General features: G+C 67.8%; 10 protein-coding genes. 8 read left to right on the forward strand and 2 right to left on the reverse strand.

Going from position 1 to position 12,926, the window contains the following annotated elements:
• Positions 1-20: 20 nt before the first annotated feature.
• On the reverse strand, positions 21-2,291 hold the full coding sequence (locus DIE16_RS30850; RefSeq protein WP_124489234.1) for an NADP-dependent malic enzyme: 2,271 nt from the start codon (positions 2,289-2,291) through the stop codon (positions 21-23).
• A gap of 473 nt (positions 2,292-2,764) precedes the next feature.
• On the opposite strand from DIE16_RS30850, the gene DIE16_RS30855 reads away from it, so the two are divergent.
• From DIE16_RS30855 to DIE16_RS30890, 7 genes are all read left to right on the forward strand, one after another.
• On the forward strand, positions 2,765-3,451 hold the full coding sequence (locus DIE16_RS30855) for an orotate phosphoribosyltransferase (RefSeq protein WP_006752465.1): 687 nt from the start codon (positions 2,765-2,767) through the stop codon (positions 3,449-3,451).
• Positions 3,452-3,690: 239 nt separating this feature from the next.
• Positions 3,691-4,296 (forward strand): YbhB/YbcL family Raf kinase inhibitor-like protein, encoded by a 606-nt coding sequence (locus DIE16_RS30860; protein WP_044846328.1) that lies wholly within the window; start codon positions 3,691-3,693, stop codon positions 4,294-4,296.
• 279 nt (positions 4,297-4,575) lie between these two features.
• Positions 4,576-5,148, forward strand: a complete 573-nt coding sequence (locus tag DIE16_RS30870) for a flavodoxin family protein (RefSeq protein WP_044846329.1) — start codon at positions 4,576-4,578, stop codon at positions 5,146-5,148.
• Between the two features lie 187 nt (positions 5,149-5,335).
• Complete coding sequence (argC, locus tag DIE16_RS30875) at positions 5,336-6,286, forward strand: N-acetyl-gamma-glutamyl-phosphate reductase (protein WP_124489232.1); 951 nt, start codon at positions 5,336-5,338, stop codon at positions 6,284-6,286.
• Between the two features lie 426 nt (positions 6,287-6,712).
• Positions 6,713-8,146 (forward strand): DUF2957 domain-containing protein, encoded by a 1,434-nt coding sequence (locus DIE16_RS30880; RefSeq protein WP_124489231.1) that lies wholly within the window; start codon positions 6,713-6,715, stop codon positions 8,144-8,146.
• Positions 8,147-8,297: 151 nt separating this feature from the next.
• Complete coding sequence (locus tag DIE16_RS30885) at positions 8,298-9,542, forward strand: DUF2957 domain-containing protein (RefSeq protein ID WP_124489230.1); 1,245 nt, start codon at positions 8,298-8,300, stop codon at positions 9,540-9,542.
• A gap of 15 nt (positions 9,543-9,557) precedes the next feature.
• Positions 9,558-10,391 (forward strand): OmpW family protein, encoded by an 834-nt coding sequence (locus DIE16_RS30890; RefSeq protein ID WP_044846333.1) that lies wholly within the window; start codon positions 9,558-9,560, stop codon positions 10,389-10,391.
• 200 nt (positions 10,392-10,591) lie between these two features.
• Here the strand turns inward: DIE16_RS30890 and DIE16_RS30895 are convergent, their stop codons facing one another.
• Complete coding sequence (locus tag DIE16_RS30895; protein WP_044846334.1) at positions 10,592-11,512, reverse strand: LysR family transcriptional regulator; 921 nt, start codon at positions 11,510-11,512, stop codon at positions 10,592-10,594.
• 98 nt (positions 11,513-11,610) lie between these two features.
• Between DIE16_RS30895 and DIE16_RS30900 the strand changes: the two genes are divergently transcribed.
• Entirely contained in the window at positions 11,611-12,888 is a 1,278-nt protein-coding gene (locus DIE16_RS30900; protein WP_124894045.1) for an MFS transporter, read from the forward strand.
• Positions 12,889-12,926: the final 38 nt, after the last annotated feature.

A 12,926-nucleotide genomic window follows, 5' to 3' on the forward strand; every position in this document is an offset into this window, starting at 1 on the left:
CGGCGCACGCGGGCGCGAACTTACTTCGTGTTCGCGTTCGCGGCGGCCACTGCCGTCATGTTGATGATCCGGCGCACGGTCGCGGCCGGCGTCAGGATGTGGACCGGCTTCGCGGCGCCGAGCAGGAACGGGCCGACCGTCACGCCTTCGCCGCCGACCATCTTCAGCAGGTTGTACGCGATGTTCGCCGCCTCGACATTCGGCATGATCAGCAGGTTCGCTTCGCCCGACAGCGTCGTGCCCGGGAACGCGGCCTTGCGGACCGCTTCCGACAGCGCCGCGTCACCGTGCATTTCGCCGTCGACTTCGAGGGTCGGCGCACGCTCGCTGATCAGCTTGCGGGCCTCGGCCATGCGGCGCGACGATGCCGACGGCGCGCTGCCGAAGTTCGAGTTCGACAGCAGCGCGGCCTTCGGCGCGATGCCGAAACGCTCGATCTCGGCGGCTGCCTGGATCGTCATGTCGGCGAGCTGTTCCGCGCTCGGCACTTCGTTCACGTACGTGTCGCACAGGAACAGGTTGCGGCCCGGCAGCATCAGCAGGTTCATCGCCGCGTAGTGCTCGGCGCCCTGCGCACGGCCCAGCACCTGCTCGATGAACTTCAGGTGCGTGTGGTACGTGTCGATCATCCCGCAGATCATGCCGTCCGCGTCGCCCAGGTGCACGAGCATCGCGCCGATCAGCGTGTTGAACTTGCGCAGCGCGGCCTTCGCGACTTCCGGCGTGACGCCGTCACGCGCGCCGATCTCGTGGTACGCCTGCCAGTAGCGGTGGTAGCGCGTATCGTCTTCCGGATTCACGATCTCGAAATCGACGCCCGCCTTCAGCTTCGAGCCGATCTTCGCGAGGCGCATCTCGACGACCGACGGACGGCCGACGATGATCGGCTTCGCGATCTTTTCCTGCAGCACGAACTGCGCGGCGCGCAGCACGCGCTCGTCCTCGCCCTCGGCGAACACGATGCGCGCCTGCTTCGTCTTCGCGGTCGCGAACACCGGGCGCATCACCATGCCGGTGCGGTAGACGGTCGCGCCGAGTTGCTCGCGGTATGCGTCCATGTCCTGGATCGGACGCGTGGCGACGCCCGAATCCATCGCGGCTTGCGCGACGGCCGGCGCGATCTTGATGATCAGGCGCGGATCGAACGGCTTCGGAATCAGGTAGTCCGGCCCAAACTCGAGCGAGTGGCCTTCATACGCCTTCGCGACTTCCTCGCTCTGGTCGGTTTCCTGGGCCAGCTCGGCGATCGCGCGCACGCACGCGAGCTTCATTTCTTCCGTGATCGTCGTCGCGCCGACGTCGAGCGCGCCGCGGAAGATGAATGGGAAGCACAGCACGTTGTTGACCTGGTTCGGGTAGTCCGAACGGCCGGTCGCGACGATCGCGTCCGGGCGCACGGCCTTCGCGTCTTCCGGGCGGATTTCCGGCTCCGGGTTCGCGAGCGCCAGGATCAGCGGGCGCTCGCCCATCGTCTTGACCATGTCCTGCTTCAGCACGCCCGCGCTCGAGCAGCCGAGGAACACGTCCGCGCCGACGATCGCGTCGGCGAGCGTGCGCGCGTCGGTGGTCGCCGCATAGCGCTGCTTCGACGGGTCGAGGTTGCCGCGCCCTTCGTAGATCACGCCCTTCGAATCGGCGACGAGGATGTTCGACTTCGTGAGACCCAGGTTCACCAGCAGGTCCAGACAAGCGATCGCTGCCGCGCCCGCGCCGGAACACACGAGCTTCACTTCGGACAGCTTCTTGCCGACGACCTTCAGGCCGTTCAGGATCGCGGCCGACGCGATGATCGCGGTGCCGTGCTGGTCGTCGTGGAAGACGGGGATCTTCATGCGCTCGCGCAGCTTCTGCTCGATGTAGAAGCACTCCGGCGCCTTGATGTCCTCGAGGTTGATGCCGCCGAGCGTCGGCTCGAGCATCGCGATCGCCTCGACGAGCTTGTCGGGGTCGGACTCGGACAGTTCGATGTCGAACACGTCGATGCCCGCGAACTTCTTGAACAGGCAGCCCTTGCCTTCCATCACCGGCTTCGCGGCCAGCGGGCCGATGTTGCCGAGGCCCAGCACGGCCGTGCCGTTCGTGATGACGCCGACGAGGTTGCCGCGCGACGTGTACTTCTGCGCGTCGAGCGGATCGGCGTGGATCGCCTCGCACGCCGCGGCGACGCCCGGCGAATACGCGAGCGACAGATCGAGCTGGTTCGACAGCGGCTTGGTCGGGGTGACCGAAATCTTGCCGGGTTTCGGGTTCAGGTGATAAGCGAGAGCGGCCTGCTTCAGTTGTTCGTCCATGATTGACCTGCGAGAGACATGCGAAATTTTTGACGGTTCAGTACACAGCACCTTGGGCCGCGTCTGCTTGAATCGAGGGGGTGGTCGACTGCGAGACGGCACGCGACGCGCCGGGTCGGCACGCCATCGAACCTTGGCGGGTGGCAAGAGGAAAGTACAAAGTACTGAACGATTTCTAAGGGTCGCCTAGTGTACACCCCCTAAATGCCGCCTGTTGGTGCAGCGCGGCATCCTTGCCATCAGCATCGGGCTGGTCGTGCCCCGTTTGTTTCACCGGTGGCGAGCCGCGCGCCGAACCTGCGCGAATTCCGCCGAAAACCGGCCTGAATCGGGTAAAATAGCGGGCTACGCGCGCAGCGATGCGATTGTTGGCCCGATGGGTCCGTCGATCGCACCCCGGCCCCTCGGGCAGGTTCCCCTTGCTGCGCCACCGGGCCCGCGCCCGCTCTTCGCTCATCACCCAAGGAATGCCCATGACAGGCTACGATCGTCAGTCGATCTCGGATACGACCGCCAAAATCCTGCTCGAAGTGCAGGCGGTGCACTTCAACGCCGAAAAACCGTTCATCTTCACGTCCGGCTGGGCAAGCCCCGTCTACATCGACTGCCGCAAGCTGATCTCGTATCCGCGCGTGCGTCGTGCGCTGATGGAAATGGCGGAAACGACGATCATGCGCGACGTCGGCTTCGAGCAGATCGACTCGGTGGCGGGCGGCGAGACGGCCGGCATCCCGTTCGCGGCATGGCTCGCGGACCGCATGATGGTGCCGATGCAGTACGTGCGCAAGAAACCGAAGGGCTTCGGCCGCAACGCGCAGATCGAGGGTCATCTGGAAGAAGGCTCGCGCGTGCTGCTGGTGGAAGACCTGACGACCGACAGCCGCAGCAAGATCAACTTCGTCAACGCGCTGCGCACCGCGGGCGCGACGGTGAACCACTGCTTCGTGCTGTTCCACTACAACATCTTCAAGGAAAGCGTGTCGGTCCTGAAGGACATCGATGTCGACCTGCACGCGCTGGCGACCTGGTGGGACGTGCTGCGCGTCGCGAAGGCGTCGGGCTACTTCGAGACCAAGACGCTCGACGAAGTCGAGAAGTTCCTGCATGCGCCGGCCGAGTGGTCGGCCGCGCACGGCGGCGCGACGGCCCCGAAGGAGTAACGCCGAGCCGGCACGCAGCCGGCACCCTGGCTGAAAAAACCGCTCGCCTGGCCGCGAGCGGTTTTTTTTCGTCCGTCGATCGGCATCGCGGCCGGCCCGAATCGCGGGCCACGGCATGCATCGCTCATCGAACCCTAATGCTAGACTTGATCCATCGTCGCCATCAGCTGCGCGGGCAACGCACAACGCCAACAATGCCGGGAGCATCGGCCCGGCCCACGTGACGGGAGAAGCGCCATATGCGTGTGGATCGCCGGATCACTTCGCCTGCGTCCCCGGGTCGTTCGTCTCCGTTCATCGCCGTCCTGCTCTGCGCCGCCGCCGCGTGCGCTGCGTTCACCACCCTGCCCGCGCGCGCGGAAGGCCCGTTCACCGTGTCGAGCGACGAGCTGACGCCCGGCGGGCGCGTCGGCGCCGCGAACGTGTTCGACCGCGGCGACTGCAAGGGCGACAACCGTTCGCCGCAGCTCAGGTGGCGCAACCCGCCGCCCGGCACGCGCGGCTACGCGATCACGATCTTCGATCCCGATGCACCGGGGCACGGCTGGTGGCACTGGGCCGTCGCCGGCATCCCGGCGAGCGTCACGAGCCTGCCGGCCGACGCGAGCGCGTCGGGCTTCCTGCGTCGCATCGGTGCGAGCGAGGCGCGCAACGACTTCGGGATCGACGGCTACGGCGGCCCGTGCCCGCCGCCCGGCAAGCCGCACCGCTACGTGATCACCGTCTACGCGCTGAAGGGCACGGACCTGCGCATCGGGCAAGGACGCCCCGCCCCGATGTTCGAGCACGAAATCGGCACGCTGACGATCGGCACCGCACAGCTCACGGTCACGTACGGGCAGTAAGCGCTCGCGTGTCCGCCGTGTGCCGTGTGTCGCCGGTCGCCGGTCGCCGGTCGCCGGTCGCCGGTCGCCGGTCGCCGGTCGCCGGTCGCCGGTCGCGATTGTCCGCGCCTGCGAATTTCTGTGCGCCGCCCGCGCGCTTTTCTCCCGTCATTTCGGCTTGCTAGACTCGGCGGCACCGGTCGCGGCATCCCGCCGCGCATCCGTCGCGCCGCCCGACCGCGGCGCGTGACGCGGCTGGCCGCGGTGCCCGCCGTTTCGTCCCCTTCCGGAGAACGCTTCATGTCGAACATCGTCATCGTCTATCACAGCGGCTACGGTCACACGCAGAAACTGGCCGACGCCGTCCATGCAGGCGCGCAGGACGCCGGCGCCACCGCACGCCTGATCGCCGTCGGCGAGCTCGACGACGCGGGCTGGGCCGCGCTCGACGCGGCGGACGCGATCGTCTTCGGCGCGCCGACCTACATGGGCGGCCCGTCCGCGCAGTTCAAGCAGTTCGCCGATGCCACGTCGAAACCGTGGTTCACGCAGAAATGGAAGGACAAGATCGCCGCGGGCTTCACGAACTCCGCGACGATGAACGGCGACAAGTTCTCGACGATTCAGTATTTCGTCACGCTGGCGATGCAACATGGGATGGTGTGGGTCGGCACGGGCATGATGCCGGCCAACTCGAAGGCGGCCACCCGCAACGACATCAACTACGTCGGCGGCTTCACGGGCCTGCTCGCGCAGTCGCCGGCGGACGCGACGCCCGACGAGGGCCCGCTGCCCGGCGACCTCGAGACCGCGAAGGCGTTCGGGCGGCGCGTCGCCGAAGCGACCGCCCGCTGGCTGGCCGGCGGCCGCTGAACGCGGCGGCACGCGCGAGCGCTCGCGCCGCCGGTGACACGGCAACGCGGCGCAGGCGCGTGACAGGGACACAAGACGGCCCGCGGGCCGTCTTTTTTTCGCCCCGTGCGGTGCAGGCCCGCCGGATGACGTCTTAAAATGGCGGTTTCAGGGCGCCGCGGCTCCCGTTTCATTCAGTGAGAGCGAAATGAGCACCAAAGTTTTTGTCGACGGCCAGGAAGGTACGACCGGCCTCAAGATCTTCGAATACCTGTCGGCGCGCAGCGACATCGAGATCCTGCGCATCGATGAAGCGAAGCGCAAGGACGTCGACGAGCGCCGCCGCCTGATCAATGCGTCGGACGTCACGTTCCTGTGCCTGCCGGACGTCGCATCGCGCGAATCGGCATCGCTGGTCGAGAACCCGGACACGACGCTGATCGACGCGAGCACCGCGTTCCGCACGAGCGCCGACTGGGCATACGGCCTGCCGGAACTGACCCGCGCGCAGCGCGAGAAGATTCGCACGTCGAAACGCATCGCCGTGCCGGGCTGCCACGCGTCGGCCTTCGTGCTCGCGATGCGTCCGCTCGTGGATGCCGGCATCGTCGCGCCGACCTTCGCCGCGCACAGCTACTCGATCACCGGCTACAGCGGCGGTGGCAAGTCGATGATCGCCGAATACGAAAACGCGGCGCCGGGCGGCAAGCTCGCGAGCCCGCGTCCGTACGCGCTCGCGCTGGCGCACAAGCACCTGCCGGAAATGGCCGCGCACACGGGCCTCGCGCACGCGCCGATCTTCACGCCGATCGTCGGGCCGTTCCTGAAGGGCCTGGCCGTGACGACCTACTTCTCGCCCGAACAGCTCGCGAAGCGCGCAACGCCGCAGGACGTGCAGCGCGTGTTCGCCGAGTACTACGCGGACGAGCCGTTCGTGCGCGTCGCGCCGTTCAACGCGGAGGCGAACCTCGACAGCGGCTTCTTCGACGTGCAGGCGAACAACGACACGAACCGCGTCGACCTGTTCGTGTTCGGCAACGAGGAGCGCTTCGTCACGGTCGCGCGCCTCGACAACCTGGGCAAGGGCGCATCGGGCGCCGCGATCCAGTGCATGAACCTCAACATCGGCGCCGCCGAGGATCAAGGCCTCAAGCGCTGATTCAACTTGCATGCGATGCAAAGCCGGCCGCTGGCCGGCTTTTTATTTGCCCGCATCAAGCAATAAATAAAAATCCGGATCACGCATTTACAAATATTTACAAGCTTTCCATTGCGTAATTGCCGGCAAATTAATTTACCCCTTTCTCCAGTCAATCCCGAATAGGGATAAACCGGATATCGCCGCTTTAAACGCTGCCGTTATACGCGTGAAGGCCTCGAGCGCCGTCCGTGCGTGGCAGCCGCCCCACTCCGGCAGCACTCCAGCGCCCTCCGCGCGTTTTAATTCTTACTGAAAGCGCTATCCCGCAAGGATTCATCGCGCGCGCGTTGTTTCAATCGTCTTTTTTAGACGAGTTCATCAATTGACAGCAAAAATCCTGGCAGCGACATTAGCTCGCACAATTAAACGATTGGAGACAGCGGCATGTCGCACGCCTTATCAAAGGGGGTGGCAACGGCCTTTGCCATCGCCCCTTTCCTGATTGCCTGTGGGGGAGGAGACGGCGGCTCGCCCGCGCCGATCGAGGCCCCTCAATGTTCCGGATCGAGCTGCGGCACGCAAGGGCCGCCGCCGTCGCAGCCCGTCAACGGCGCGCTGTGCCCGGCCGATGCCGACATCGTGAAGAGCACCTACCTCGGCGGCGCCGGCAGCGGCGAGATCGTCAGCGTCAACATCGACGCGGTCGCGATGACGTACACGCTCAAGTGGCTCGAATCGCCGATTCCGCTCGCGACCGGCACGGTCACGCCGAGCCGCGCCGGCACCACGATCACCGGCAAAGTCATCCACCCGCCGACCGGCGCGCTGCCGACCGCGGAGCAGACGCGCTGCGCGTTCGTCTTCACGCCGGGTTCGGGCAAGGCACCGAACGGCTCGACCTATTCGACGGCCGCCGACTTCAACCAGGCGAACCCGCCGATGCTGCTGGTCGGCATGGGCGTCGCGGGCGGCGGCATCCCCGGCGCGACGGTGCAGTACGACGGGCTGACGATCACCGTCGCCGGCGTCCCGATCTACAAGAACGTCGGCCAGGTGCCGAACCGCCACTTCGACTTCTACCCGTTCCTCGGCTTCGCGAACACGACGACCGACCTCACGAAGCTGCCGGGCACCTACAACGCGCTGCTCTACCACCTCGTGCCGTCGGGCAACTACGCGACGAAGGGTACGAATTCGAGCGAGACGTTCGATGCGAACGGCGCGTGCACGTCGACGAGTGCGGGGGGCTGCCAGACGACCGGCGATCCGTGGACCGTCAATACCGCGAACGGCGGCTACCTCGACAGCACGAAGGCACCGCAGATCCTGCCGCAGACGGCGCTGCCGATCGTCGGCACGACCGGCAAGTCGGCGACCGCGCACATGGTCATCGGCCAGCTCAACGGCGCGACCGTGCCGGTGGTGGTCCGCACGGGCTACGTGTATCTGGGCACCGACCTCGCGCTGCACACCGACGCCAAGGTCGACGACGAATCGGGCATCGCGGTGCTCGGCAAGGCAACGGCGATCCAGTCGGGCGCGATCGACGGCGGCTACGCGGGCGCGGATTCGAACTTCAAGTACACGGCGGCACTGATCCGCGGCAGCAACGCGTCGTTCATCAACCCGACCACGCAGGCCGAGGAAGACGCCTTCACGCTCGACTACGGCCAGGGAACGCCGGGCCTGCTGAACACGACGACGACGCCGGCGAACGGCGCGACCTATCCGTCCGCATCGGGCGTGGTGATCGCGACGGGCGGCCTGTACGCGGCGCTGATCCAGGGCACGGTGAACGGCGGCGTCACGTCGACGTCGGCGAACTCGAGCACGTCGTCGACACCGTACTTCGGCGTGGGCGCGCAGATCAGCAAGTAACGATCGAGGACGCGGTGGCCGGCGCGCCGCCGCGGGATGCAGGGAAGGCACGCAACGACGGCGCCCGGCACGGCGCAGCAGCACGAGCACAAGCAACAGAAGCGGCCGACAGGGAGCCGGCCGCCCGACAAGACAAATCTGGAGGAGCAACATGAAGCGCAACCTCGTTCTCGCGGCGGCCCTTGCCGCCCCCCTTCTTTCCGCATGCGGCGGTGGCGGCGGCGACAACCCGCCCCCGCTCGTCGAAGACCGGCTCTGCCCCGCCACGCTCGACTACAACACCGTGTACACCGGCGGCGCGGGCAGCGGCGAACTGGCCAAGGTCCAGCTCGACACGACCAAGATGACCTGGCAGGTCACCTATGTCGAATCGCCGGTGCCGCAAAAGACCGGCACCGTCACGCCGACCCGCGCGGGCACCGTCGACAGCGGCACGCTCACGCAGGAAACGATGCTGCCGACCAACAAGCTGAACCAGTGCGCATTCCGGCTGAACGGCGCGAGCCTCGATGCGTCGCGTCCGGCGCGCATCTTCGTCGGCTTCGGTGTCGCGGGCGGCACGATTCCCGGCAAGGAGATCCAGTTCGACGGCGTGCTCGGCCAGGCCGCGGTGCCCGACACGAAATTCCCGTACTACCCGTTCATCGGCTTCTCGTCGATCGAAACCGACATCACGAAGGTCGCGGGCACGTACAGCCACATCGGCTTCGGCGAAGTGCCGTCGCAGAAATTCGCGCCGGCGTCGATCGATGCGAAGGTGACGATCAACGCGGACGGCACGTGGACCAAGTGCGACACGACCGGCCAGTTCGCCGGCGGCGCGTGCATGCAGCAGGGCACGAACTTCGTGCAGTCGGCCGACGGCAGCGGCGCGTTCCAGAGCAACAACTACCGGAGCCAGCTGAGCCCGACGCTGTCGGCGACGCCGCAAGGCAAGGGCTTCATGATCGTCGGCAAACTGCGCAACCAGCTGGTGCCGATCCTCGTGCGCACGGGTGTCGCGAACCCGAACCCGACGCCCGACAGCAACGGTGTGCCGGGCCTGACCGCCGACGACGAATCGAGCATCTCGATCCTCGCGCCGCAGACCGCGATCGCGGCGGGGTCGCAAAACGGCGAATACATCGGCGTAGACAGCCAGTTCGACTACCGGACCACCGCGCTGATCAACAACCAGGCCACGCTGCTCGATCCGTTCCAGCCGTCGCAGGCCTCGCTCGCGACCGCGCTCGACCTGGATTACACGCAGAAGGTGCCGGGCACGGTCACGACGATCCACACGGGTTCGGGCAGCACGTCGCCGACCGGCAAGTTCATCTTCACGGGTGGCGTGTTCGGTTTCCTCGACAACGCGGGTTCGACGCCGTATTTCACGATCGGCGCGTTCGTCCAGTAAGCGGGGGAAGCCGTGATGAAGAAGACCCTTCTCTGCGCGGCGGCCGGCGCCGCCGCCCTGGCGCCGCTCGCGGCGCACGCGCAGAGCGCCGGCAGCAACGTCGTCACGCTGGGCTGGTTCCACGTGATGCCTCAGCAGAGCAGCACGCCGATGACGACCAACGTCGCGCCGACGCCGATCAACACGCCGCTGCGGCTGCCGCCGTCGTTCACGTCGCCGGGCACCGGGCTGCGTACGAGCGGCGCCGACACGGTCGGCCTGACGGTCAGCCACTTCCTGACCGATCACATCGCGGTCACGTCGGTGGCGGGCGTGCCGCCGGTGTTCAAGGTGTCGGGTCAAGGCACGATCAAGCCGCCCGGCCCGGCCGGCGCGCTCGGCACGCAGAACATCGGCCTCGCCTCGGTGAACCCGATCGTGAAGAGCGTGCGGCAGTGGAGCCCGGCGGCGATCCTGCAGTACTACTTCGGGGCGGCGACCGCGAAGTTCCGGCCGTTCCTCGGCCTCGGCGTGTCGTACAACTGGTTCAGCGACCTGCAACTCAACACGAACTTCATCAAGCAGACGCAGGACAACCTCGGCGCGATTCTCGCCGCGGGCGCGGGCAAGCCGGGTACGACATCGGTAGAGGCGAAGGCGTCGTCGTCATGGCAGCCGGTGTTCAACGCGGGCCTGCAGTACAACATGACCGAGCATTTCGGGCTGGTCGCGTCGGTGACCTACATCCCGCTGAAGACGACGTCGACGGTGACGATCAAGGCGGCCGACGGCACGGTGCTCTCCGAGTCGAAATCGGACCTGAAGGCCGACCCGATCATCAGCTACGTCGGGATGACGTACAAGTTCTGACGCCGGCGATGGAGGACGGAGGATGAGTGGACGGCCCGCGCAAAAAACGCGGGCAAAAAAAAGCCCGCCTAAGAGGCGGGCTGAATCCATATCAGAGGAGACATGGAGGAGACAGGTGTAACTATAGCGAATCAATTTCTGCATTGCAACATTTCCGTAGAGAAAATAAGGATTTTCCCTCGACTGCGCACTCTAGATCGCTAGTTCGAATCCGACCCCTTCCCGTTCTCCCGGTCGAGCACCTCGCCCAGCGTGTCGCGCAGCAGCGCGACCGGCCGCGTCAGGCGGCCCGGCAGCGCGCCGTGCACGATCCACACGTTGATCCGCGTTTCCAGCCCCGCCGTTTCCACCACCCTCAGCGCATCGCGATGCTTGCTGCGCGCCAGTGCGTTCGGCGACGCGATCCCGATGCCGGCACCGCGCGCGACGAGCGACAGCTGCAGCTCCGAGCCGAACGCCTCGACCGCGACGTCGAACGGCAGCCCCGCGGCGCCGAGCGCGCGGCTCAGGGCCGAACGCATCCCGCAGCCGTCCTGGCTCAGCACCCACGGAAAACCCGACAGCACGTCGAGCGACAGCGGGCCGGCCGGCAGCGGGAAATCGCGCGCGGCGACCAGCACCGTCGGCTGCGTGCCGAGCGGCGTGGCCGTCAGCGTGTCGGGCAGCGCCGCGCTGGCCGGCACCATGACCGCCGCGACATCGAGCGTGCCGCGCTCGATGCCCTGCACGAGCGCCGGCGACCAGCCGGCCGTCACGCGCAGCGTCAGCCGCGGAAACGCGTCGCGCAGCCGGTCGATCGGCCGCTCGAGCGCCAGCTCGGACAGGAACGGCGGCACGCCGATGCGCAGTTCGCCCGACGGCTCGCTGTCGGGCGCACCGGCCGCCATCAATGCGTCGACCGCACCCAGCACGTTGCGCGCGAGCGCATAGACGTCGCGCCCGGCGGCGGTCGGCTTCAGCGGCTTGCTCTGCCGCTCGAGCAGCGGCATGCCCAGGAGCGTCTCGAGGTTCTGCACGCGTCGCGTGAGGCCCGGCTGCGTGAGATGGAGCTTCGCCGCGGCCGCGACCATCGACCCGCTGTCGACCACCGCGACGAACGCCTGGAGATCACGCGTATTCAAAGCAAACTCGCATAATCATGTTAGACATATTTCAATTGTCGCATAAACATCCGGCACCTACGATGGGGATTCCTTCGCTCGACGCCCCCAGGTTTCCGATGAACTGCCCTGCCGACTCCCGCCCCGCCCCCGGCCGCGCCGCGCACGTTGCACCGCCCGTGCTGAGCACGGGCATGACGCTCTTCTTCGCCGCGACGGTCGGCGTGATCGTGATGGACCTGTTCGCCGCGCAACCGCTGACGGGCCCGATCAGCGCCGACCTGCACCTGCCGCCCGGTCTCGCGGGCCTCGTCGCGATGCTGCCGCAACTCGGCTACGCAGCCGGCCTCGTGCTGCTCGTGCCGCTCGTCGACCTGCTCGAGAACCGCCGGCTGATCGTCGCGACACTCGTCGCGTGCGCGGCCGCGCTCGCGCTGCCGGCGTTCACGCGGTCCGGCACCCTCTTCCTGCTCGCGACGCTGGCCGCCGGCGCCGCGTCGAGCGTGATCCAGATGCTGGTGCCGATGGCCGCGTCGATGGCGCCCGAAGCGCAGCGCGGGCGCGCGGTCGGCAACGTGATGAGCGGGCTGATGCTCGGCATCCTGCTGTCACGGCCGCTCGCCAGCCTGATCGCGGGCACGGCCGGCTGGCGCGCGTTCTACGCGCTGGCCGCGCTCGCGAACGCGGCGATCGCGGCAGTGCTCGCGCTGCGCTTGCCGCCGCGCGTGCCGCCGGCTGCGGCCGGCTATCGCGCGCTGCTCGCGTCGATGGGCCGGCTGCTGGCCGACGAAGCGGTGCTGCGCCGGCATGCGCTGTCGGCCGCGCTCGCGATGGCCGCGTTCAGCGCGTTCTGGACCGCCGTCGGGCTGCGGCTCGCGCAGCCGCCGTTCGGCCTCGACCTGCACGGCATCGCGCTGTTCGCGTTCGCCGGCGCGAGCGGCGCGATCGTCACGCCGCTGGCCGGCCATGCCGGCGATCGCGGCCACGGCCCGGCCGCGCAGCGCATCGCGCACGTGACGATGCTCGCGGCGCTCACCGTGCTCGGCATCGCCGGCGCCGGCTGGTTCGGCTTCGATGCGCACGCGCATCGCGGCGTCGCGCTGGCGCTGCTGGCCGGCGGCGCGGCGCTGCTCGACGCGGGCGTGATCGTCGACCAGACGATCGGCCGCCGGGAAACCAACCTGCTGAATCCGGCCGCGCGCGGGCGGCTGAACGGGCTGTTCGTCGGGTTGTTCTTCGTCGGCGGCGCGCTCGGCGCGGCGCTGGCGGGCAGCGCATGGGCGTGGGGCGGGTGGAGCGCCGTGTGCGGCGTCGGCTTCGCATTCGCGGGCGCGGCCGCGGCGTTCGGCTTGTCGGGCGGGCGCCGGACCGGCACCGCGGCGTGGCCGCGCGCGTAACGCGGGCCCGGATATGAAAACGCCCCGCCCTCTGACGA

Origin of the sequence: Burkholderia sp. Bp9090 (assembly GCF_003857985.1) — a bacterium.
In the GTDB taxonomy this organism is placed as follows: domain Bacteria; phylum Pseudomonadota; class Gammaproteobacteria; order Burkholderiales; family Burkholderiaceae; genus Burkholderia.

Coding starts and splice junctions, on each gene's coding strand:
- DIE16_RS30900 (WP_124894045.1), top strand. CDS start 11,611: ATGAACTGCCCTGCCGACTCCCGCCCCGCCCCCGGCCGCGCCGCGCAC.
- DIE16_RS30850 (WP_124489234.1), bottom strand. CDS start 2,291: ATGGACGAACAACTGAAGCAGGCCGCTCTCGCTTATCACCTGAACCCG.
- DIE16_RS30885 (WP_124489230.1), top strand. CDS start 8,298: ATGAAGCGCAACCTCGTTCTCGCGGCGGCCCTTGCCGCCCCCCTTCTT.
- DIE16_RS30890 (WP_044846333.1), top strand. CDS start 9,558: ATGAAGAAGACCCTTCTCTGCGCGGCGGCCGGCGCCGCCGCCCTGGCG.
- DIE16_RS30860 (WP_044846328.1), top strand. CDS start 3,691: ATGCGTGTGGATCGCCGGATCACTTCGCCTGCGTCCCCGGGTCGTTCG.
- DIE16_RS30880 (WP_124489231.1), top strand. CDS start 6,713: ATGTCGCACGCCTTATCAAAGGGGGTGGCAACGGCCTTTGCCATCGCC.
- DIE16_RS30870 (WP_044846329.1), top strand. CDS start 4,576: ATGTCGAACATCGTCATCGTCTATCACAGCGGCTACGGTCACACGCAG.
- DIE16_RS30855 (WP_006752465.1), top strand. CDS start 2,765: ATGACAGGCTACGATCGTCAGTCGATCTCGGATACGACCGCCAAAATC.
- argC (WP_124489232.1), top strand. CDS start 5,336: ATGAGCACCAAAGTTTTTGTCGACGGCCAGGAAGGTACGACCGGCCTC.